Below are 24,363 nucleotides of genomic sequence, written 5' to 3'. Positions count from 1 at the left end.
ATTTAATTGGGAACCATGGCAAAAACAACCGATTGGAAAAAAGCGATTAAACCGCTTATCAGGAAGTACAAAAACAAGAAACATCCGCTGGATTACCGGAATGATTATCAGTTGCTGGTAATGGTGGTTTTGTCAGCACGCTCTTCAGATGCATATATCAATCAAATTGCGCCTGCACTTTTTGGTGCATATCCTGATTTCAAATCAATAGCTGCAAAGCCGGAAGGTCTTTATCCATTGATAAAAGGCGTGCCCGGAGGGCGGAAAAAAGCCGAATGGATCATTGGAATTGCGAAAGAAATTAAGTCAGGCAAAGCACCGGTTAGCATGAATGAGTTGATTCACTTTTCAGGTATTGGCCGAAAGTCAGCAAATGTGATCATGCGTGAAGCCGGTGCAAAAGCAGAAGGCATTATCGTTGACCTGCACGTGATGCGCGTGGCTCCGCGGTTAGGAATAGCGACAGGAACAGATCCTGAGAAAATTGAACAACAATTGATGAAAGCTATCGATCCGAAAGACTGGGGCGAAGCAGGCATGGCTATCTCTTTCCTCGGCCGTGAAATTTGCCGGCCTGCTCCTATGTGTCCCGAGTGCATTATGAGACCGGTTTGTAACTTCTATTTGGCCGGCGAATATGAGAAAATGATGAAGCAGCAATTAAATAAGGAAGCAATTAAAAAAATGACTGCAGCGGCAAAGAAGAAGAAAAAAAAGAAATCCTGAATGTTACTGACAGCTAAATATTCCTATTCACTATTCATCTCTCATTGCTCACTACCTCAGAAGATTAACATGCTTGTGTTACCGTATATATTTTTAAATTACTTTGAATAAAACTGTAGCTTTATCAAAGGAAAAGAGCTGAACCATCCTGTTAAAAATATCCTGATGCAGGCAATTACGGCAGCCGGAAATTAAAATTGTCGTTAATTCTGCAGTCAGTTTCTATTCAACCATAAATATAAAATTATGAAGCGCTTCATTTATCTCCTTTGCTTTTTTTATCAAACTGCTTTCTCACAGCATTTTCAGACAGAACAGTTTTCCTCAAAAATCAATACGGGTTTTGTTGAAAACAAAGGGCAGGTGATGGATCAGCACCATTCTCCAAATTCCTCTGTCCGGTATATTTATTCCGCCGGCCAGTTCAACCTCCAATTGAAAACTGATGGATTCAGCTATGAATTATTTCAGGCTACAGGCAATGAAGCTTCACCATCAGCTTCATTAAATTCAGAGGCTGGCTTAAATAAGCATGCTGATTTGCCGGAGGAAAATCAGCAGGTTTCATCGCAAAGGATAGATGTTAAATTTATCGGAGCCTCTTCCGCTGAATTGATTCCTGCTGACGCCAGTGAAGCATTGTTAAATTTCTATACCACCAATACCGGCACCAATGGAATTACCAACGTGCGCAGTTATCATTCGATTACTTATAAAAATGTCTATCCCGGAATTGACCTCGTTTTTTCAACTCCGGATCAAACAAATCATTTCTTGAAATATGAATGGAGAATACATCCCGGAGCGGATGCTTCTATCATTAAGATGCAATATGCAGGAGCCACTGCATTGAATCCACAAGCTGATGGAAGCATCGACCTTCTCTCTTCTAAAGGAAAGATAAATGAAGGCGAAATATTCGCCTATACAGAAGAGAAAAAGGTGAAAATGGATGTTCAATACGTAGTCACAAAAAATACGGTAAGTTATCATATAGTAGAAAAAACAAATAATACCCTCATCATCGACCCCAACATTACCTGGTTTACTTACTATGGCGGCAGCGCAGATGAAGATCTTTTTGAAGGTGAATTAGCAATTGATAAAAAAGGCAATCCATTGCTGGCGGGCAATACCATGAGCACAAGTTACATTGCCAGCACGGGTGCTTATCAGGTTACTTTTGGCGGAGGCGTAGTAGATGGTTTTGCAGCCAAATTCAAACCCAATGGTAAACTTACCTGGGCTACCTACTATGGGTCTACCAGTCGCGATGGTTGTCATGCAATTGCCGCTGACGCACTTCACAATGTTTTTGTTGGTGGAAATACATACAGCAGCACCGGTATCGCAACTGAAGGATCTCATCAAAGCGTTTTTGGTGGCGCGATGGATGCCTTCCTGGTAAAGTTCGACAGCTATGGCATCCGTCAGTGGGCAACCTACTTTGGTGGTACCGGATACGGAGATCAGATCAGTGCAATAGAGTGCGATGGTTCAGGCAATGTTTATTTTGATGGTTATACCTGCAGCCCTGACAATATTTCAACACCTGGTGCTTATCAGGAAATTTATAATGGTGTGGATGAAGTGACAGGAGATGTAATGGTAGGTGCATTTACCAATAGTGGTACGCTGCTTTGGTGTTCTTATCTGAGCGGGCCAAGTCAGGATCGAGCCCACGACCTCGTATTAATGACTAACGGTGACTTTTACATTCAGGGAACCTGTGAAAGCACCACTCAATTTGCATCGCCCGGAGTTCATCAAAGTGTATATGGTGGCGGGCCACAAGATGCTTTCATTTCCAAATGGAATACTACAGGCCATTTTTATTGGTGCAGTTATTACGGCGGCGAGGGTGATGAACATGGACGCGGACTTCAGATTGACGCATATGGAAATGCATATATGGGAGGCTGGACCATCAGCCAGGTGGGTATTGCAACATCCGGTGCTGTACAAACTGAATGGAATGAAGGCTATAATAACAACGGAGATCCAACTCCGGATGGCTACCTGGCCAAATTTACACCTGATGGACAACTTGCCTGGGGAACCTATTATGGCGGATCTGACCTCGATCGTTCAAGGGGAATCGCAGTTGATAAGGCGAATAATTTCATATACCTCGTCGGTCAAACCGGATCAGAAGAGGGTATCGATGGTAATATTTTTGACGCCGATTCCGGTTCGGTAAATCAAGACGGATTCATTGCAAAATATACCGTTGACGGCGCATTGGTCTGGAATTATGCGGCAGGCGGTAAAGGAGATCAAACTGTTTTTGATGTTGAATGGGATAAAAACAACTCCCTGTATATGGTGGCCGTCACAGATCAGGCTTTCTTCACTACGTCAGATGTCTATCAATCAGGATCGAATGGTAGCGATGAAGTGCAATTGATTAAGCTAAATGTTGCAGATGAATGCTTTGACAAAAATGAACCCAACAATACCTCGGCTACTGCAAAACAGATAAGCACTACAAATGATACGTATTTTTTTGGATATACCGGTTCTGTTTCTGCAAGCACAGATACAGACTGGTTTCAATTCAAAACAACATCCGTCACCAATTTAAAGCTGCTACTTTCGGATCTTAAAATTGATTATGATCTTTATTTATACAAAAAAAACGGTCAGTTGATCAACTCGTCCACTAATCCGGGAGCAACTGACGAATCCATCATTTTTAATACAGCGCCGGCCGGTCAATACCTGCTGAAAATTGTATCAGCAACAGGCTCATTCGACAAAAAAGCCTGCTACCGGCTAAATGCATTCACCAAAAACTCACCCTGGTTCTGCAAACTGGAGCAAGAGGATATTGTCTCCAACCAATTAAACATGCAGGTGAGCCTCTTCCCTAATCCTGCTTCCGATTTCGTTACCATGAAGATTACTTCACCGGAAGCTGTTTCGCTGCAGGCTAAAATTTTTACACCGGGGAATCAATTGGTCCAATCGTCTGAATATATGATAGAAGAAAATACACAGCTTGTTTCCATGGATTTGAGAAAACTCCCTTCAGGCATATATATTCTTCAATTAGAAGCCAACGGAAAATCATTATTGGCGAAGCTGGTCATTCAGCAATAGCCATAATTATGTTTCTGAAACGATGGAGAAAAGAGGGAAAGCTAACCGTGCTGAAGTTATTTCCATAGAAAGCGAACTCTACAACGCAAATATAAAATCGCAGTGGTAGTTCAAATTCTTTCTAAGAATTTTAAATTGCTTTCATATTCTGATTTGGAAATTTTTCCTTCCATCTTTTCCAATCGCCATAAAAAAGTTCTTACCCCAATGATTCCATGATTTTGGTAAAAAAGATTTTTGAACTCAATAAATAATTTTGCTGGACAGTCAGAGTATAAGTAGTCGTTTCTATTTTCAGGATTTGGTATTCCGTATTTCCAACCATTAGGGAATTGTTCGTCTTCCGTTACTTTCCATTTGTGAACACAGTCAATGTAAACCTTCCACGCTTCTGGATATTTTTTAAAACTACTTTTTGATTTCTCTTCCATTTTCTGAGTTGTAGATAAAATATTAAACCGCAATTCTTCTTCTTGAAGTTGCAGCTTTTGAATGAGTGTGTTTGCCGTTGATTGAAGCAATCAAATCATAATGTCTGTTGAATGCTTCGTGAGAAAGTTTGAAAGTGTCAGAGAGTTTTCTGATGATGTCTTTGCTCAATCCTTTTTTGTAATTCAGAATATCAGAAACCAAACCTTTGCTAACTCCTAACAATTCAGCCAATGAAATTGGCTTGATGTTATGGTCTTCCATCAAAGATTTCAAAAGTTGAACTGGGTCCAAGTCGTGAAATGAATTGTGTTCACTATCCCATTTCTCAATGAGCAAATTCAGCAATTCTATTTCCTCATTCACCGCTTTTGATTTGCTGCGGCTGTTTAGAATTTCTTCAAGTTGATTGCAATACTCATTGTATTGCTTCTTGCTTTTGATGATTTTATATTTCAAAGTTTCCATCTTGATTTGTTTTTAGAATTTACTTACTGTGTATTGCTCATTCTTTTTGCAGAGTGCATCATAGTCAGCATTTTCCTGAGTGAGAAGTTCGTTCACGGATTTGTTTCCAAACTCTGACTGAATTGATTTCAAAATTTCATCTGACTTTTGAAAGTCAAAAGAATCTGATTTTCCATTCACTCAACTCAACTTGAGGAACGATTTAATAGAGTCTCAACTTTAACTGAATTCTTTTTTGTGGACCCAGAAACTGAATTTTGCATATCACTTGCGACAAAAACAGGAATTCAAGTGCAAGACCTTCAAAATAAAATTCATCAAACTGTCAAACTTTTAACCACAACTTATGATAGAAGTTCTAAAAAGGGCAAGTTGAACATTTATTACTTAAAAAATTATCCAACACAAACTATTTTTCTTACGGAAGATAAAATTGTCGTTACCCCATATCAAGTTGCAAGCGGACAGAATGTGATTCCCCTTTTTGAATACGACTATAACGAAAACAAAAAGTCAATAGGCTATCATATTTCTACAGACATTGACAATGTGAGAATAGAAAGTAAAATCATTGAGCAACGAGGAAGTAACTAAATGACGAATTACCGTGAAACGTAAAGCAGCTGCCAACAGCACACGTGAAAAGGACTGAGTTTCATGCTCCGCAGGTAGTTTTTGTCCCACATTTCAATTTGGTCGTTTCAATCTGTTTCCTGCAATGATTAAACCTCAATTAACTTGAAACTATAAAGTTTATAATGATTACTTGAAATAATAAGAAGACAATAATTAACATGAAAATTTTTGTAAGTCATGCTTTAATTGACCATGAGCTTATAAATAGCATTAAGAAAACTCTTGAACCTCATGGAATTGCATTACTTGTTGCAGAGCACTATGAAGACCTGCAAAGAACAATTACAGAGAAGATCGAAAATATGATTAAGACAAGTGATATTGCTTTAATCCTGTTAACTGAAAACGGGTTCAATTCAAATTTTGTCCAGCAAGAAATTGGCTACATTAAATCACTCAACAAACCCTACCTGCAAATTGTACAAGTGGGGATTGACAAAAAAATTACAGGTTTTAACTTTGGGAAAGGATACATTTTGTATGATCCAAATCAACCTCAGAAAGCTTTAGAAAACATGAGTCGTTCACTTTTGATGTACTGAAAGCAAAAGGAGCTAAAAAGAATTGAGGCACAGAGAACTCGTCAACAACAAATGCAACAACGACAACTTGAAGCAATACGAATTGAAAATGAAAGAAAAGCTAGTGAAGCAAAAATTGGATTTGGTATATTGGCTGGCCTCTTAATTCTCGGATTAACTTCCGAAAGATAATGAGTTCTGAATTTAAATATTAGTCAATTTCTGCAAAAAATATGTAACCTTGTTAATGAATTAATTAAAATAGAATCATGAAAGTTTTTATAAGTTGGTCAGGACCATTAAGTCAAAGAATTGGTGAGACTTTTAAGGATTGGTTACCAGCGGTTTTACAAGCAGTTAAGCCATATTTCACACCTTCAGACATTGAAAAAGGTAGTCGTTGGAGTTCTAATATCGCAAAGGAATTGGAAGAATGTAAAATTGGGATTTTTATTTTTACAAAAGAAAATTTAGATAGCCAATGGATGATGTTTGAAGCCGGTGCTCTTTCTAAGACACTTGACACCTCAAAAGTTTGCCCAATACTTTTTGGTCTTGATAACTCAGATTTTAAGGGACCATTAACTCAATTTCAAACTTCTCAATTCAATAAGCTTGATGTAAAAAAACTTCTGAGGACAATAAACAATAGCCTTAGTGACCAAAAACTTGAGGATAAGATTTTAGATGAAGTATTTGAATTATGGTGGCAGAAACTTGATCAAAAAATACTAAAGATTCTTGAAGAAAACAAGGTTGAGAACACCTCATTACGCGATGATAGAGAATTATTAGAAGAGGTCTTAGCAATCGTTAGGTTTACAGCAAAACACACTTCAACAGAAAAAAAATTATCAACTCCAAAAATAAACTATGACATAGATATATTTGAGGGTCTTGTAAATTCCTTTGTATTATCAACACAAAATATTTTTGATTTGGATTGGGAACATACTAAATCTTGTCTTGATTCTGGGTCGATCCAATCTTATATTGATCCAAGAGGAAATTTCCTTGAACCAAATGTTGAAGATGAAGGAAGTAATTGGGGAAATAGAGTGGGTTTTTTAGAATCATTTCGAAAATTGGAAAGATTTATGCAGGATTACGACATAGTAAAAAGAGATGATTCAGATCTCCCTTTTTAGCATTTTAACTTGATTAATTTTTAGGGCCTTTGAATTTTCAATAAATTGATTACATTACTAGCAAACTCATTGACGATGATATGATCTTTTTGAATTCATTTTACTTTTTAAACCCATTTAATATGGTTCTTTTCTCTTAAAAAAAGAATGATTTAAAAAACTTCGTAAAAAAGAATAAATCGCTGATGCAACTCCACATTTTGATCTTCCATTATATACATGTTACGAACTAAACCTATCCAAGTATGCAGCTTCAAAGTCCGTTGATTAGAGATATTAATTCATTGGCAAAGAGATATAAGACAATGAATTATTACCCAGAGCTTGCATCACTGCTTAAAAGTGCATTTCCAAATGAATCCTTTTCAGGATATTCAAAGTATGAACTTCACAAAGTTTTGAATAAAAGACTAATAGAAAATTATCGAGGGGAAGAGATTCTAAAACATGCTCTATTTGAAATGCACGAAAGAAAACAGAATGTGATAGGCGCTTTTGAAATAAAAGTTAATAATAGTAGATTAGACTTTTTGTCAATTAATGGTCATACCACAAGCTTTGAGATAAAATCAGAATTAGATAATTTATCAAAACTAAAAAAGCAAATATTAGATTACATGCTTGTTTTCGAGTTTAATTATGTCTTAATTGATCACAAACACGAGAAAAATGCTATTGCTTTGTTACCTCAAAATGCGGGTATTTTGATTTACAAAGATAGTCGATCTATAATTTTAAGAAAGGCAACCTTAAATAATCACATTTTACCTAAGTGCCAATTGGATTTATTAACAAAAAAGGAATTAATAATGAATTTTCCTGATTGTGACGGAGTTACAACGAATATTTTACAAGCGCATAGTGCATTAGAAATTAATTCGTTATTCAAGAAAATCTTGAAAACCCGTTATAGGCATAGATGGGATTTTTTATGTAAAAATTCGAATGCTATCTTCCCGATCGATGTTCAGTTTTTCTTCAATACAAATATTCATCCGTCAATTATTTACAGTAATTAGATGTATCATGTAACATCAAAGTCATGATTAGCTATTCTGCATTTTAAACAATGTAGATAATGTTCCATTCCAATTCTTTTAAATTTAGCAGCGCTGTTACCTTTTTCTAAACCCTGATGAATTTTATTGATAATACTCCAACCTTTATTGTCACTACCTAAAAAATCCAATGAATGTTCTTTCATTCTCTGAGTGGCCTCAGAAGCAATTACAGCTGGCACTATTGTAGTTTCAAATTCAGAGGGTTCAGGACCCTTTTCATCTTTTTTATGGCTTCCATGCTTAAATCTATACCCATAAAATGAATTGCTTACAGCGTCGTAATAAAGATAACCAGGGCTTATCACGCCACCTACTCCAAAATCTTTTTTTAATCCCGGCGTAATCGGAGAAACAATCTCCACCAAGGTCGTGAAACCTATTAAGCAATTCATTATCTATATTCAAAATAGGCGCGCCATGTTCTAATCCTGTATAAGTAATATTTTTAGGTATGGCATTCCGCTGGATGATTTTTGTGCAATTCAGTTCTTTTATTTGTGAAATGTTCTCTTTTAATTCCCCGTCTATATCAGCTGTTGAGGCATCTTCAAGATCTAGAATGATATAGTCAGATGGTTTTATTATTGGTTTAATCTGGGCTAAATCATTCTGCACAGTTATCCGAAAAGTTCGAAAAGCTATTATCGGAAAGAAGTTGCGCAGTCGTGCTTCTTGAGTTGTAATTGAGTTTAGCGTACCGGATCTTTGGGAGTATGTAGAAATAACAGGAATTATATAGGTAGAAAGTGGAGATAATTTTTTAATATATTCAATGCGTTTTTCCATATCCCCCACAATTTCCTGCAGAAACTGAATGATTTTATTTTTTTTCCCGGTTGGATTTAACTGAACAGGAAGGTCAATGAAGATTTTTTTTGCTTTAATCTTTTTAAGTATGGGCAAATATTCATCTTCAAAGGTTCTTGTTCTTTTAGCTCTATTGGATTTCTTTTTCGATTTATTTACCGATTCTTCCCTTAAAAGATTTTCTTGAATAATTTCAAGAAGTGGATATATTCGATCGCCAAAATCGAAAGATTTTATAACTATTATTTCCTGCTGACGACATCTAAATGCTGGTACATACCTTAGTTGAGAATTCATGCTACGAATTTTTATTACATATGGTCTCCTCGCCTTAATAAGTTAACAAATGTGATTCTATACCTAAGTGAATTTCCAAATGAGTAATTTACTAGTTCTAGTTCTTTTAACCGATAGAGAACTATTGCAGGATGTGTATCATACTTAATAGCAACTCGACGAATATCACTTTCGGAAAATTTATTTTCAAATTCGGATTCAATATTATAAGGTAACAAAACCTTGTTTGCAAAATCATTAGCTTGTGCTTCTTTTTCCTCATCCTGATTTGCTTCAATGAAATCTTCAATGAATATATCCTTCCTCCCATGTAATAATACATGCCCTGCTTCATGAAAAATTGTAAACCAGAATTCGTCGTTAAATTTAAAGCGGTCTGTTATTTGGATTAATGGATTTCCAGCAATCCAGCGAGTAGCACCGCTTACAGGTGCACCGGGTATGCATATAGAAAATACGATACAAACTCCAGCTTTGAATGCAATGGCTTTTAACTGCTGGGCGTAATCTTCTGGTTGAATTTTTACAAGTTTGCGAATATCTTTAAGAGACTCTTTGAAATGTTCTTTATTAAAGGCAGGTAGAGTAAGTCTTTTCATTTCTAATTCTCCAATTCTTAACCATGCTATTAAACTACTCACTGACACTTTATAGGCACCACTTTTCCTAAATTGGGTAGATACAATATTGTTCACATAGAATGTTTCCCATTGAATTGGTGATGCTATTCCATAAAATTGTAAACATTCATTTAAAGTTTGGTAATCGATTTTATCACTTTTAAGATAACCATATTCTTTCAAATGCTTTCTGGGTTGAACCTTTAACCATTCTAATGATAATTCTAACGCTTCTTCTTCTTGAATTCTTGATAATTTCTCTCTGTAAAGAGTTTCACGATTTAACCAAAACTGAGCGTCAATTCCGAGAACTTTTTCTAATTGAAGGGCTGTCAATATTGTAATTGGTTCTTTTCCTGCAGTTATATCATTAATCTTGGGAGGAGTTTTCCCCATCCTTTCGGCTAATTCAACTTGACTCATCTTGAGATGCTCTATTGTTTCCAGGATAGTATCACCAGGTTTTGAAAGAAGTTCGCGTTCATCTCTTAATTTAGTCATACAAATTCCATAATTAACTAGTTAGTGATAGTCTGTAATTTCCAAAAGGGACAATTCAGTTACTAATTCAAGATTGATTGTTCCATCCTCCTTCTTTGGTACGGGATCATTTGCTATTGAAAATATCAAACGAAAGTTACCGGTAACAGTCACTGCCCATTGGCCTTCTTTATCACCTACTAAAGCATGGCAATTCGCAGCTGGTATCTGTTTTAAAATTAGAAGATTGGGAGAAGCAATAATGTCGTCTAATCTATTAGAAAGCCTTTTTGCATTAGTTCCAAATCCTTTTTTCATCTCAGAAGCAGTACTTAATTGTTTTCTGAGTTTATTACTGCTGTATTCAATCTTCATACAAAGATAGTTATTATTACCGAAAAAGGGTAATTAAAATTAAATTTTATCCTCCTAAGTTTTTTCTATGAGATCTTTAGTAATAGCATATTACATATTTCATCCAATTGATCCAATTGTGGTACTAATTCAAGGGTTGGAGGATGATTTAACCAATCCTCGGGAGTACCCCAGAATTTTGCTTTGTGATAGAGGTATGTGGGAAGCTTTTCCTTGATTCCTGCAGCGACTACTTTATTTAAAGCAATATGCCATAACTCTGTTAATTCTTCATTTCTTACGTAACCTTGATCTGAAATGAAATTGCGTGTCTTAATTACCGCTTTTTGAATAGCTGTCACTGCCTCTGCAATTGCCGGACGATTAACCTTTATAGAGTTGTAGATTTGATACAGGAAATTTCCAGCTTCCTTAGCTAAAGTAATTTTACCAGTAGGGTCTATCATATTATTGTTTAAAATTAGCTGAAGTGACTCCTTTATTTATTGCGATAACATAGAAGAGACTTCATAAATATAGTAATATACTTTTATGAATAAAAATTTGGGGTACTCTTTTCATTTCGCAATTGCAACTCACAATACAGATAATAAGAATTCTAAATGGATAGTTAAAAAAGAAATCTGCAAATCCTGTAAACTTCTTTTTCCGTTCACAAGATCTTTTTGGAAACATAATTGGACTGCTTTTTTAGGGCAAATGGGCTGCAATTGGGTGCCATTCGGACTTATTAAATCATTAATTATCAACGAATAGTACAAATTAGTCCATTTACCCAATTGGTTTCGGTATCCTTTAGACCTTTTTACCTATTACAATCCTTTTTTTTCATTTTTCCTTTTTAAAACCTGCCGAAAATATAGGCATGCCACTAGAAGGTCGTTGTCTTGTTTTTTCCGTGGAATAGTGACATAGGAGGCTTTGAATCAGTCTTTGAACCTGATGAAATAGAATTCATAGAATTTGCAATTATTAATAAACTCAGACAATGATATCACATCGGTATCTCTACTGATGTTCGATTATCCGCAGAAATGCCCGTAAGATTCAATGGGATTCTTCTTTTGAATATTTCAGAGGATTGCAACACACCTTAATTACGTAAATATTTTTCCGTAGTTCCATAATTAGTATGCTGCATAGCTTGTTGCACAATCCTCACATCATGGCATTGTTTATATAGTAAAATTGCCCCAGTATGCCGGAAACTGTATAGTGAATAATGTGAATCAAAACCACATTCATCAAGCAGCTTTCTTGCCAGCTCACCAAAATGATTTCTACCCCTCATAGTAGCTCCAGGTTCGCCATTACTGCCGAACACATAAAAATTCAATGCACTCTTACGTATTTGATCCATGTGATCTAATATATCCGGTGTAAGGGCATGAAATCTATTCCGGTTTGTTTTACTGTTCTCAAATCGTAACCTGATGATATTCTCATTGAAATCAATATCTCCTACCCGAAGCGTTCGTGTTTCCTCAACTCTTAAAAAAGTAAACAGTATGAAGTAAGCAAAAAGGAAAAGCTGTGGATCCTTTTCGTGGAAATAGTTGAGTACTCTATTAAGTTCTAAATTAGAGAAGGCCCTCTGTGGTGTTTTACATTCAGCGAACTTAATAACTGTTTCAAAAGGATTATCTCTCTTCCTGAAGGTTTTGTAGAAAGTTTGAAGGCTTGTTTTATACAGGTTATGAGTAGTGCGGTGTAATGATCCGACAGCTTCACTCATGAATAAATTTGCCTGATCATCGCTCAGAAGTTTTACCAGAATTTTATTTTTTTTGCACCACTTGTTGAATCTTCGAAGAATTGGCAAATATGTGTCCCTGGTGCGTGGTTTCCAGAAGTATTTATGGTTCTCGATGTATTGTTTAATATAATAGTCAAGCTTCGCTTGATAGCTATCATTGTTTACACCGGTAAAGAGATCTCTTTCCGGTTTAAATTTTTTCAAGAAGGCAGCTGCCTTCTTTTCTTTTTCCTCAGTGGTATTGCCTCGGTTGATGCCCCCGCAGGTCTTAAGCCGTAGAGTTGTTCCCGTGGGCAGGGTAGCAAATACTACTAAATTCCACCTCTTTCCTTTATGTAAAACGGGTGGCGAAAACAAAATTTTTTTTATCTGTTCCATTGGAAATTCCGATGGGAATTCCGCCAGCACAGAGGCACGAATTAATTGTAATATTTTACTACTATGTCGCACTTAGGAAAAAATTCCTAAACGCTTCACATCAATCTAATCATTATCAATACGTATAGTGCCCGGGACGAGATTCGAACTCGTACACCTTACGGCGCCACCCCCTCAAGATGGTGCGTCTACCAATTTCGCCACCCGGGCATTGTGAATGAGGTGGATGCTTTTTGAAGCGGGGCAAAAGTAAAAAATCTTTCCGCTTCGGATATAAAAAAAAGAAACGCGCAGTAAATGAATACCGCGCGTTTTTTAAATTATTATTGCTACTTATCTAACCAATGTAAGATTGCCTTGTTTCGCGATCGTGAGTCCGGTAGCTGATGCTACTCCTTTCAGATAATAAACATACACGCCTACAGGCTGAACTTCTCCTTTGTAAGTTCCGTCCCAACTGAGATTTTCAGGCAGCGGTCCTCCGATTACATTCACATTGCTGATGGCAAAAACTTCTTGTCCCCAACGATTAAATATTCTGAACTCATCAAGATGTGCGAGACCAAGAATCAGAGGACGGAAATAATTATTCTTGTCATCACCATTGGGAGAAAACGCAGTCGGGAATTCTACCAGCGGATCCAACACAATAGTAATGGTAACACTATCAGTAGTCGGACAACCATCCGCAGTAGTAATATAAACCACATAGGTAGTAGTTTCTGTAGGAGATGCAACAGGTGTCGGGCTTGTCGGATCATCTAATCCTGTTGAAGGTACCCAAACATAGGAAGCACCGCCGGTTACTGAAAGCACAGTGTACGTTCCTAAGATGATGGTTGTGTCTTCTGTAATAAAAATCGGGGGAATTGGAATGATGCTTACGGTTAAACTGTCCTGTCCTACAAAGGGACAGGCATTTGCATTGGTTCCGGATACGGTATAAGTAGTGGTAACCAATGGTGTAGCAGTCGGACTTTCTAAAGCGGCGTTATCCAAAGTGCCCGAAGGAGACCACGAATAAGACGTTCCTCCCGAAGCTGAAATCTGAACACTTTGATACTGGCAAATGCTCACATCAGGACCAGCAACAATAGTTGGAAACGGTTTTACGTAAACTATCACCGTATCTTTTGCAGCACAGGAACCCACCGAGGTAGAAAAAATATAACTGGTAGTGGAAGCAGGTGATGCAATTGGATTATAGACTGAAGTGGAACTTAATCCTGTGGGTGGCGCCCACAAAAAATTAATTCCTCCCGAACCATTTAGCTGCACAGAACCGCCGGGACAAATAGTAGTGTCACTTCCGGCATGGGCAATTACGGTATCATATACTTCCACATGCACACTGTCCATTGCAACACAACCATAACTGTTGGAGATTGAAACCGTGTAAGTGACTGTAACATCAGGACCGGCCAACGGATTTGAAATATTCGGGTTGCTCAGGTTGTAATTTGGTTCCCAGTTAAAATTGTTTGCTCCGGTTGCCGCAGCATTCAATTGAATCTGGTCCAGTTTGCAAATGATGGTATCATCAGGTATTGCATTGATGGTGGGACTAGGGAAAATAATAATCACATCAGAAATGGTATCGGTGCAACCTGCTTCATTACTTGCAATCAATGTTACAGTGTAAGTTCCCACTTCATCGAATACGTAAGCAGGGTTTTGCAAATTTGAGGTGTCACCGGTTCCAAACGACCATAGCCAGTCACTGACTGTAGTAAAAGTGGTAGTGGAATTATCGCTGAACTGAACCGGTTGCCCAACACAACCATCCGGAGCTGAAATGGCGGCCGTAAAAAATGGATACACATACACATCTCCATAAGCAGTGTCTGCACAGGTACTTCCCGGATTTACATACAGTATGATGTGGTAGAGTCCTGTATCCGGAAAGGTAAAGGTTGGATTGATAGCTGAACTGGTGTCAGTTGAAGAAGTCAAAACTCCGAAATCCCAGAAATAACTAGTGGCATTTGAAGAATTGTTAGGGAAATTAAAAGTATACGTCTGGCAGGTATTGAAAACTGCCGGATTATCGACTGTATTCGCTTCTCCATCAATAGAAGCCTGCGGGCCAATGCACTGCGCTACATTAAACTGGAAATCGCGCTTGTGTTCATCAAGAAATTGTCCGTTGCGGTATTCAGAAACACAGATGCCGACTACAAACTGACCTGTGGTGGTAGGCGTAACTGTCAATTCTCCTGTGGCAGAATTTATAGCCAATGAAGGCGATCCACCCATTGGATTCGATGAAGAGTAAGGCAACACAAATGTTACAAAAGAATAAGGAGGAGGTAATGCCGGATTGGGTATTGGATTTAAGGAACTTCCTCCGATATACGGATCGCAGATCATATAAACCAGCGAATCGCCATCCGGATCTATTGCAGAGTGATCAAATATCAATGGTTCAGTTAAACAAATTATAGGTGGCGGAAAATTTTTAAAGTAAGGACTGCTATTGCATTCAGCTAAATCAGGATCGGGAATGTGACCGAGATAGGAAGCTCCGGTATTATCAGGACTGGCGATATTGTCTATGGAATAATTCCTGCAGCAACGCTGATAGACCATAGAGTAGCCGCCGGGTGAAGGATCCAGGAATACATTGTATTGAAATATTGCTTCTTCTACACAAATTCCGGGTGGTACCACTAAGCATGGATTGCCCGTGTTATTTGGTAAAGTATCTGAACCGGGAAAAGGAATAGGAAGTGTTGCAACAATGTTCCCGTTACCATCAAAAACGAAAACATTAGTCGGATCATCGTATCCTGCAGCACCGTTAAAGCAATCACGGTAAACTTTAAGAGTGATCAGGTATTCATTATTCCCCAGACATTCATAAGTCATTTCACCACCTACAATATGCGAGGCTTTGGAGAAAATCGGTTGCAGGGTAACAATGGCTACACATAGGAAAAAGCGTAAACATTTTTTCATGTGAAATTCGGGTTTTTCAACTCATTTAATCAACGTAATAATACAACATTTCCTTTTAGAAAGTAATTTTTGCCCGTTGTCAGGGACTTTCCGGACAATAAGTAAACATATGTTCCCATAGCTTCCTCTTTTCCTTCAAAAGTGCCATCCCAACCCGCCTTAAAATCTTTGGAAGAAAATATCATTTGACCCCACCTGTTGAAAATTTTAAAACTTTCAGATTCAAATAATCCGAACACAACAGGTAAAAACTGATCATTCAATCCGTCGCTGTTAGGCGTAAATGCACTTGGAAAAACCACCAATGGATCTTCAATTACTCCAACTTTTAAAGTAGCAGTTAACGGACAGCCTTCCTCCGTAATCGCATTAACGGTATATACTGTTGTCTCAACCGGAGTAGCCACCGGATTATTGATATAAGGATCACTTAAATAATCCGGAGGTGTCCAGAAATATGTCTGAGCGCCATATGCATGAAGCGTGGCAGAAGTTCCTAAGTATATAATGGTATCCGGAGTAACAATCAAAGGCAATGGGTCAATTACATAAACGATGACAGAATCATGCACTATAACCGGACAACTATTGGAATCAGAAGCCTGCAAGTGATATACAGTTGTAGCTGTAGGATGCGCAAATGTGCTTTGAGCGGAAGGATTATCCACTGAGTTAAAAGGATTCCAGGAATAAACTGTTCCGCAGCATGCAGTTAAGAATGCGCTGTCACCAATACAAATGGTTTGATCTGAATTTGCCTCAATAGAAGGATTGGGTTTCACAAGTATCTGAAGAGTATCAGCATCAACACACGAACCAATGAATGTAGTCATAACATACGTGACGGAAGCGCCCGGTTGTGCCTGCGGATTCGGAATAGTGGGATCAGATAATCCTGCGGCCGGTGACCAGTTGAAATACACACTTCCGGTACCATTTAATTGCAAAACGTCACCAGGACAAATGGTGGTATCATTTCCTGCAAAAGCAATCACGGTATCATATACATTAATTTGCACACTAGCCGTATCACTGCAACCCCACTGATTAGTTACTGTGAGATCATAATGTGTGTTCACATTCGGGCTGGCCAATGGCGTCTGCAAAGTATTGCTGTTCAAACCGTATGCTGGACTCCAGTTGTAATCTCCAATACCCGACCCTGACAACTGAATAGTATCCAGCGAACAAATAATCGTATCCGGATAAGCCGTTGCTTCCGGTTTTTCATGAATAGTAATGAAACCAAATGTTGTATCGAGGCACCCGAGGTCTGTTCCTACAATCAATTGTACATAATACGTACCGGTGGTGTCGAATGCAAAAACAGGATTTTGCTCCAATGAATTTCCAAATGTTCCAAAACTCCAGTACCAGTAATTTATATTACCAACACCACAGGTTGACTGATCAGTAAATTGGAGTGAATCAATCACACAACCATTCGGAAATAAAAACTCCCCATCTAAAACAGGATAGACATACACAATTCCATATGCTGTATCTCCACATGTAGAACCGGGATTTGCAATCAATGTCACTACATAAATTCCCGTATCCGGAAAAGTATATACAGGCACTTCAAGATTAGAGGTATCATTCGTAAGTCCGGGTACTCCGAAATCCCAATGATAGGAAGTTGCATTGTTTGAATTATTCGGAAAGTAAAAAGTAAATCCATCGCACGAATTGAAAAGCGCCGGGCTGTTCACCGTATTACTACCGCCATTGATAGAAGCAGACGCATTGTTGCAATTGGTCACATTAAATTGAAAATCGCGCCGGTGAACAGATAATAAATCTCCGTTACGGTATTCACTCACACAAACTCCCACCACATATTGCCCTACCGCTGTAGGTGTTACTGTTAATTCACCTGTTACCGGATCAATGGCCATTGGCGGAGCGCCTCCCATTGGGTTATCGTAGGAATAAGGAGCAAGAAAATTTATGTTGTTATAGTTAACAGGCGGACTGCCCGGCGTAGGTTGCGGATTAAAAGAACTTGCACCATCATAAGGATAACATAATTCATACACCAGGTCGTCGCCATCCGGATCAACTGCAGAATGATCGAAAACAAAAGGTGTATTGATACAAATAATAGTGGGTGGAAAATTTACAAAGTAAGGACTGCTGTTACAAACCGCCAGCGCTGATCCAGGAATGGTTGCTTCATAGGTTCCACCGGTATTTGCAGGATCAACAATATTCGCGATCGTGGAATTGCGACAGCAACGCTGGTAAATCATTCTGTAGCCGCCAACGGTAGGTGGCAGGTTAACCTGCTTGGTAAAAATCGCTTCTTCCACACAAATATTAGGTGGAACAATTAAACAAGGGTCGCCTGTACTGTTTGGCAATTGATCTGAACCCGGAAATGTGATGGACAGGGAAGTATAAAGTTGATTCGTTGTATTATCGTAAATAAAAATGTAAGTCGGATTGTCGTATGGAGCCTGTCCGTTGTAACAATCGCGGTAAACTTTCAAGGTAACCTGATAACTGTTATTTCCATTACATTCATAAGAAAGTTCTCCTCCGATAATGTGTGAAGCGAATGCAAAACACGGGAACAAACATAATGCAGCCATTAAGAAAACATACCCGGTTCGAATGGATGCTAAATGTTGACGCATTTTTAAAATTTGGCCTTGGCAAGATAACTAATCTTTGAAGACAAATTAATGACTGATAAGAACTTTACCCACAAAACTGTTTATTTCATCGTTCATCCGGAGAAAATAGAGGCCGGACGGGAAACGGGAACTATTAATATGCAACGAATTTTCAGCTTTAAATTCATCTGAAAAAATTTCTACTCCCAAACTATTGACCATTATTATCCTGATCATTTCGTGTTGCATGGAAAAAGGAATGTCCACCTGAATGTCTTCAGATGCCGGATTTGGATGAACACTGATAACCTGGCCGGCACTAACCAGCGGCACGGCAACATTCGGTGCATCGTTGTAAAAAGTTACGCCGCCTCTGTAATTGCCAACCAGCAACTCTAATTTACCGTCAGCATCAATATCGGCACCATTCACAGTAGCGCGAAGTCCCTGGTATATTTCCGCATACGTGGAATCTGCTTTCAGAAAAGCTCCACTCAAATTGTTCTCAATGTCTGTGTATTGAAAAATAAATCCGCGTTCGCAACCAACCAACAATGTATAATCATCGCCCGGATGCAACTGAACAAGATACGGCGCACTATAACCTGTTGTGTATCCAACCTGCCGTACATCCACCTGTCCAAAAAAATTATTGCCTGCACCGAAAACAGGATTGGAAGCAGTACCGGTATTCTGGTAATAATTCAGATTGCCATCGCGTTCGCCTATCAGTAAGTCAAGCAAGCCATCGTGGTTGGCATCCACCAATTGCGGAGTGCTGAAATTTCCGACATCAACACCTGCATAATTCTCACTTGTGAATACAAAATTTGCCGGTGCACCTGCTGCGGCAGTATTTTTAAAATAGAGCAACGTGCCATCATCTCTTCCGGTAATCATGTCGGCATCTCCATCACCGTCAAGATCACCAAATGTTGGATAGACTGATTTCACACCCAACGAAAGAATATCTGCATAATCAATGGTCACTAATTGAAAAGAGGGCGCTGTACTGGTGCCGGTATTACGGTAGTAGGCAATCTGTCCGTCGTAAGTGCCCGGTGAGCTAAGATTCAAATAACCATAGTTGCCAACGAGCAGATCAGGCAGGCCATCATTATCCGCGTCAAAGAAAACAGGAAAGGCGCCTTCTCCAACATCAATCATGTCATTCACCAAAAAGATGTCTGATTGAAAATCAAAGTCTGAAGTAACAACTGTTCCTTTATTCTGATAATACCATACGCACTTATAATTTTCAGTTCCAACCTGGTTATTCGGAGTCACTATCATATCTTTCAATCCATCGTTGTTCATGTCAACCAGGAAAGCGGCCGGAAAAGTGTACACATCCGCACTTAAATTATAGGAAGGAAAAACAGTGTCCTGACTTGTGATCAAAGCATTGGAAGGTGTTCCTCCATTGTGCAGATAAACGATATTTGAAAATGAAATATCTCCTGTAACAAGTTCTACATCATGATCACCATCATCATCAAATGCAAGCAAGGTGGAGCCTGTATGCCTTAACTCTCTTTCATCAGGTTCATCATCACCTCCCGTAAAAAACGGACAAGGCACACTGAGTGAATCTTCCCGTCTGAAACCGCTTTCAAAAAAATCGCCCCAGCACTGGTCTACTGGTTCATACGTTAAATCGTTACAGCCATGTCCGTTTTCCTGTGATTGGTTTTCATAATAAATAACATAGCCTCCGTTTTGCTGAAAGGTGAGAATATCAATATCGCCGTCATGATTTACATCAACTATGGCAGGTATATCAACAGCACTCACGTACAGATTCACTTCGAAGGAATTAAAAGGATATTGCAGCAAATCATCCACAAGTTGAAATTGTATCACGTTATTGATATCATACGATCCTTTAAATACCCGGATACCCGTTGCCGGATTATGCGTATGTGTGTAAATATCTGCTATGCCATCACAGTTGTAATCCACTATGAGCGCCCAGTTTTCCATTGCTGGAAAGCTTGCTTCGTACTCAGGTTCGTAAGTGTAGTCAACCGTATTAGGTGTTCCATGATTGATGAAAGTATACACTTTGTTGCCGCTGCGGTCGAAAACAAAAAGATCATCGGTACCATCATTATTTATATCTACAGCGGAGAACTGTGCTTGGTTCAACCCTCCTACCCAGGGAAGTTTCATGCCTGTGCCGTCCAAATTCTTTACCTGTATTGATTGATCGATCTTGAATTGTGCATTTGCAACAGCGCAGATAAAAATGAACATAACAATTAAAATCCGGTGGCGCATGCTGACATGATTTATTGAGGGTGGAAAATTAGGTAAAAGGGAGGAGAGAATTGGAATTAGGAATTAAGAATGAGGAGAATGTGCTTTAATCAATTGGTGGCATATCAATCATCACAATAAATTTATTAGCTGAATGTTGCGAGCGCTAATGATTCCAAATCCAGTTTAACGGGGGAAAGTACCCCATGATCAGATCACAGCTACGAGGTAAAAAAAATTGTCATCGTGAGCGGAGTCGAACGGTGACAATTTTTTTTGAGGAGGTCGCCAACAAAACAATGTCGCACTTCGACTACGCTCAGTGTGACATTGTTTTGTTTAATAAATATTCAATTCTCAATTATTGCTTGCTATAAATCCTCCATGCTAGCATCCTGCTTTAGATATTTTTTGGAATGCGAATCATTTTTGCATTGAGGCAGTTCCTTTAACTTTCTCCAATTATTTTGGATGAGTGCTTCCTTCTTTGCTCTTGTCCAACCTTTGATTTGCTTTTCCCAGGTGATAGCCTGGATATAGTTTTGAAATGCCTCCATATAAGCTAATTCAACAGGTCTCCTGCTAAAGGTGTAGCATTTAGCATTCTCGCCTTGCTGGTGTTCTTCAAAGCGACGTTCGCAGTTATTGGTTACACCAGTGTAATAAGAGCCGTCACTGCATTTTAATATATATACGTAAAGATATTTTTCCACGCCTTGAATACATTTGAAAAACAAGTTAATATAATTGTTGATGATAGTTTTGAATTTTTAGACTGAGTATGTTTATCAATGGAAAAACTATGGCAAGGTGCTGACAAAAGCAATGTCACAGTGAGCGGAGTCGAACTGCGATATTGCTTTGTGTTCACCAGTTCCTAAAAAAATATCATGCTTCGACTCCGCTCAGCATGACATTTTTTTCTTCTTCCCTCACGGTAGAATATTGATCGTCACTGTAAAATTTAATAGGTGGATCAGTTAAGCAAAAGCAATGTCACAGTGAGCGGAGTCGAACTGCGATATTGCTTTGTGTTCACCGGTTCCTAAAAAAATATCATGCTTCGACTCCGCTCAGCATGACATTTTTTTCTTTCCCCTCACTGCAAAATATTGATCGTCACTTTATATAAGGGCTCAATACAGTGGAGATGTTCAACAAAAGCAATGTCACAGTAAGTCGAGTTCTTCAAACCTGCGCCGCGCGGTTTCTTAAAAGATGATCCGCAATAATGATTGCTGCCATTGCTTCCACGATAGGAACTGCACGTGGAAGCACACATGGATCATGCCGGCCACGACCTTTAACCTCAACAGATTCACCTTTCACATTCACTGATTCCTGGGCTTTCACGATAGTAGCAACAGGTTTAAAGGCTACACGGAAATATATATCCATGCCGTTGGAAATCCCGCCTTGTATGCCGCCTGAATAATTGGTGCGTGTTAAGATTTCATCTCCCTCAGCATAAAAAGCATCATTATTTTCCGAACCCAGTTTCGATGATCCTTCAAATCCACTTCCATATTCGAAACCATGCACCGCATTGATGGAAAACATCGCCTTTGCAAGATCTGCCTGTAATTTATCGAAGAGCGGTTCACCTAATCCAACCGGACAGTTTTTAATGACACACGTAATTACGCCACCGACCGTATCACCTTCTTTCCTTACCTGGTCAATTAATTCAATCATTACATCAGCAGTTGGCTGATGCGGACAGCGGACAATATTATTCTCCGCGATAGCAACTAAAGATGCCATGTCATCCACCGCGCCAAAATTGATTCCCGAAAATTTTATCGCTCCCACCTGGGTCACGAATGCAGCTATTTCAATCTTATCATGCGCAGCTAACTGTTTTGCAATAGAACCTGCAGCGACTACTGAAGCAGTAGTTCTTGCAGATGATCTGCCGCCACCACGGTGATCACGCAATCCATATTTTACCTGGTACGTATAATCTGCATGCGAAGGGCGGTAAGCAGTTTCAATGTGATCGTAATCTTTTGAACGTTGATCTTCATTGGGAATAAACATCGCGATCGGCGTTCCGGTAGATCCTCCTTCAAAAATTCCGGAAAGAATCTGCACCGTATCACTTTCCTTTCTTTGTGTGGTGATGTGTGATTGTCCGGGCCTGCGCCGATCAAGATCGTGCTGTATCTTTTCCAATGAAATTTCAAGACCGGCAGGACAGCCATCTATAACAGCTCCAATGCCTGTTCCATGAGATTCGCCAAAAGTAGTGACGCGAAAAAATGATCCTATTGTATTTCCAGCCATGAGATGATCAGCTTTTTGATATTTATTTCTTTAAATGTGCCTGGCTAAAAGAACGAGCGGCTAATTGCACTTCGGGAATCTTTGCTTCCACAGTAATCTGCATTACGTAAAATTTTGATATACTCCAATCCTAAGGCTGCTCCGTGCTAATAAAGGAAAAAAGTATCTTCGCGACCGTAAATTCAGGTGATGAATGTACTCATAAAAAATATTAAGTCGCTTGCAGGAATCAGGGATGTGACCGTTAAGCAGTTGCGTGGAAATGAATTAAAAACCCTTCCATCACTTGATAATGCATTTCTCTTTATTGAAGAAGGTAAGATCGCTGCGTTTGGTTTGATGGAGCATTTAACGCAGCAACCTAACGGTTATGATTCTTCACGTACAGAAGAAATTGATGCAAGCGGACGATTGGTGTTGCCTTGTTTTTGTGATTCACATACGCACCTCGTTTTTGCTGATACAAGAGAGAACGAATTCATTTATAAAATACAGGGACTCTCTTATGAAGCAATTGCTGCAAAGGGCGGCGGCATTCTGAATTCTGCTTTTAAATTACGCGATACTCCGGAAGAAATATTACTGGAGAAAGCGTTGCAACGGATTGAAGAAATTAAAAATTCAGGAACAGGTGCTGTTGAAATTAAAAGTGGCTACGGATTAAGTTATGATGGTGAATTGAAAATGCTGCGTGTGATTAAGCAATTAAAATCACTTTCACCGATTCCTGTTAAGGCCACATTTTTAGGCGCCCATGCTATTCCTATTGAATTCAAAAACAATCGTGAAGGGTACCTTCAGTTATTGATTGAACAACTGCTTCCAAAAATTGCGGGAGAAGGACTTGCTGATTATTGCGATGTGTTTTGCGACAAAGGGTTTTTTACACCTGAAGAAACGGATCGCGTTTTACAGGCCGGATGGAAATATGGATTGAAACCAAAAATTCATGCGAATCAGTTAGCGATTTCCGGTGGGGTACAGGCAGGCGTAAGGAATAATGCAATTTCTGTTGATCATTTGGAAAGTATGGGCGATGAAGAAATAGAATGCCTCATACATTCGGACACTATTCCTACGATGCTTCCTTCCGCAGCATTTTTTCTGCGCATGCCTTATCCGCCGGCAAGACAAATGATCGAAGCCGGACTTCCGGTTACTCTGGCCACAGATTTTAATCCCGGCTCCTCTCCTTCCGGTCGTATGAGTTTTGTGATTTCATTAGCGTGCATTCAAATGAAGATGACACCGGAAGAAGCGATCAATGCGTCAACAATAAATGGTGCCGCTGCGATGGAGTTGAGTGAAATACTCGGTTCGATAACCATTGGTAAAAAAGCAAATCTGATTATAACGAAACCAATCAACTCCATCGCAAATATTCCTTACAGTTTTGGAAGTGATGTGATTGATCGGGTCATTATTTCTTGAAAATTAT

At 38.8% G+C, this 24,363-nt stretch carries 20 protein-coding genes and 1 tRNA gene; 7 read left to right on the top strand and 14 right to left on the bottom strand.

What is annotated here, in order from left to right; translation table 11 throughout:
* Positions 1 to 15: 15 nt before the first annotated feature.
* Together IPO83_01855 and IPO83_01850 are read left to right on the top strand one after the other, a co-directional pair.
* Positions 16 to 726, top strand: coding sequence for an endonuclease III (locus IPO83_01855; GenBank protein MBK9730026.1), 711 nt, complete (start codon positions 16 to 18; stop codon positions 724 to 726).
* Positions 727 to 972: 246 nt separating this feature from the next.
* Positions 973 to 3,828 (top strand): T9SS type A sorting domain-containing protein, encoded by a 2,856-nt coding sequence (locus IPO83_01850; GenBank protein ID MBK9730025.1) that lies wholly within the window; start codon positions 973 to 975, stop codon positions 3,826 to 3,828.
* A 110-nt stretch (positions 3,829 to 3,938) separates the two neighbouring features.
* Here the strand turns inward: IPO83_01850 and IPO83_01845 are convergent, their stop codons facing one another.
* Positions 3,939 to 4,259, bottom strand: a complete 321-nt coding sequence (locus IPO83_01845) for a hypothetical protein (protein MBK9730024.1) — start codon at positions 4,257 to 4,259, stop codon at positions 3,939 to 3,941.
* Between the two features lie 22 nt (positions 4,260 to 4,281).
* A complete protein-coding gene (locus IPO83_01840; GenBank protein MBK9730023.1) occupies positions 4,282 to 4,725 on the bottom strand; it encodes a helix-turn-helix domain-containing protein in 444 nt (147 codons plus the stop codon).
* A 237-nt stretch (positions 4,726 to 4,962) separates the two neighbouring features.
* On the opposite strand from IPO83_01840, the gene IPO83_01835 reads away from it, so the two are divergent.
* The 4 genes from IPO83_01835 (at position 4,963) to IPO83_01820 (ending at position 8,049) form a co-directional block, all read left to right on the top strand.
* A complete protein-coding gene (locus IPO83_01835; GenBank protein ID MBK9730022.1) occupies positions 4,963 to 5,319 on the top strand; it encodes a hypothetical protein in 357 nt (118 codons plus the stop codon).
* A gap of 200 nt (positions 5,320 to 5,519) precedes the next feature.
* Complete coding sequence (locus tag IPO83_01830; protein ID MBK9730021.1) at positions 5,520 to 5,903, top strand: toll/interleukin-1 receptor domain-containing protein; 384 nt, start codon at positions 5,520 to 5,522, stop codon at positions 5,901 to 5,903.
* A gap of 248 nt (positions 5,904 to 6,151) precedes the next feature.
* A complete protein-coding gene (locus IPO83_01825; protein ID MBK9730020.1) occupies positions 6,152 to 7,030 on the top strand; it encodes a toll/interleukin-1 receptor domain-containing protein in 879 nt (292 codons plus the stop codon).
* Between the two features lie 245 nt (positions 7,031 to 7,275).
* Positions 7,276 to 8,049 (top strand): sce7726 family protein, encoded by a 774-nt coding sequence (locus IPO83_01820; GenBank protein ID MBK9730019.1) that lies wholly within the window; start codon positions 7,276 to 7,278, stop codon positions 8,047 to 8,049.
* Positions 8,050 to 8,054: 5 nt separating this feature from the next.
* Here the strand turns inward: IPO83_01820 and IPO83_01815 are convergent, their stop codons facing one another.
* The 12 genes from IPO83_01815 to aroC form a co-directional block, all read right to left on the bottom strand.
* The gene (locus tag IPO83_01815) at positions 8,055 to 8,270 is read right to left on the bottom strand and encodes a hypothetical protein (protein MBK9730018.1); all 216 of its coding nucleotides are present in this window, start codon (positions 8,268 to 8,270) and stop codon (positions 8,055 to 8,057) included.
* 67 nt (positions 8,271 to 8,337) lie between these two features.
* Positions 8,338 to 9,195 (bottom strand): hypothetical protein, encoded by an 858-nt coding sequence (locus tag IPO83_01810; protein MBK9730017.1) that lies wholly within the window; start codon positions 9,193 to 9,195, stop codon positions 8,338 to 8,340.
* Positions 9,196 to 9,209: 14 nt separating this feature from the next.
* Positions 9,210 to 10,316, bottom strand: a complete 1,107-nt coding sequence (locus tag IPO83_01805; GenBank protein MBK9730016.1) for an ImmA/IrrE family metallo-endopeptidase — start codon at positions 10,314 to 10,316, stop codon at positions 9,210 to 9,212.
* Between the two features lie 21 nt (positions 10,317 to 10,337).
* Entirely contained in the window at positions 10,338 to 10,670 is a 333-nt protein-coding gene (locus tag IPO83_01800) for a killer suppression protein HigA (protein ID MBK9730015.1), read from the bottom strand.
* 65 nt (positions 10,671 to 10,735) lie between these two features.
* Complete coding sequence (locus IPO83_01795) at positions 10,736 to 11,116, bottom strand: hypothetical protein (GenBank protein MBK9730014.1); 381 nt, start codon at positions 11,114 to 11,116, stop codon at positions 10,736 to 10,738.
* Between the two features lie 647 nt (positions 11,117 to 11,763).
* Positions 11,764 to 12,804 (bottom strand): site-specific integrase, encoded by a 1,041-nt coding sequence (locus IPO83_01790; protein ID MBK9730013.1) that lies wholly within the window; start codon positions 12,802 to 12,804, stop codon positions 11,764 to 11,766.
* Between the two features lie 128 nt (positions 12,805 to 12,932).
* Positions 12,933 to 13,014 (bottom strand) — tRNA-Leu (locus IPO83_01785).
* 123 nt (positions 13,015 to 13,137) lie between these two features.
* Positions 13,138 to 15,762 (bottom strand): gliding motility-associated C-terminal domain-containing protein, encoded by a 2,625-nt coding sequence (locus IPO83_01780; protein MBK9730012.1) that lies wholly within the window; start codon positions 15,760 to 15,762, stop codon positions 13,138 to 13,140.
* Positions 15,763 to 15,791: 29 nt separating this feature from the next.
* Complete coding sequence (locus IPO83_01775; GenBank protein ID MBK9730011.1) at positions 15,792 to 18,401, bottom strand: gliding motility-associated C-terminal domain-containing protein; 2,610 nt, start codon at positions 18,399 to 18,401, stop codon at positions 15,792 to 15,794.
* A gap of 45 nt (positions 18,402 to 18,446) precedes the next feature.
* Positions 18,447 to 20,660 (bottom strand): VCBS repeat-containing protein, encoded by a 2,214-nt coding sequence (locus tag IPO83_01770; protein MBK9730010.1) that lies wholly within the window; start codon positions 20,658 to 20,660, stop codon positions 18,447 to 18,449.
* A 350-nt stretch (positions 20,661 to 21,010) separates the two neighbouring features.
* Positions 21,011 to 21,352, bottom strand: coding sequence for a GIY-YIG nuclease family protein (locus IPO83_01765; protein ID MBK9730009.1), 342 nt, complete (start codon positions 21,350 to 21,352; stop codon positions 21,011 to 21,013).
* A gap of 475 nt (positions 21,353 to 21,827) precedes the next feature.
* Entirely contained in the window at positions 21,828 to 22,925 is a 1,098-nt protein-coding gene (gene aroC / locus IPO83_01760; protein ID MBK9730008.1) for a chorismate synthase, read from the bottom strand.
* Between the two features lie 189 nt (positions 22,926 to 23,114).
* Between aroC and IPO83_01755 the strand changes: the two genes are divergently transcribed.
* Positions 23,115 to 24,356, top strand: a complete 1,242-nt coding sequence (locus tag IPO83_01755) for an imidazolonepropionase (GenBank protein ID MBK9730007.1) — start codon at positions 23,115 to 23,117, stop codon at positions 24,354 to 24,356.
* The last annotated feature ends 7 nt before the right edge of the window (positions 24,357 to 24,363 follow it).

This window comes from Chitinophagaceae bacterium (assembly GCA_016717285.1).
GTDB lineage: Bacteria > Bacteroidota > Bacteroidia > Chitinophagales > UBA10324 > JACCZZ01.
This window is presented reverse-complemented; position numbering and strand designations above follow the sequence as displayed.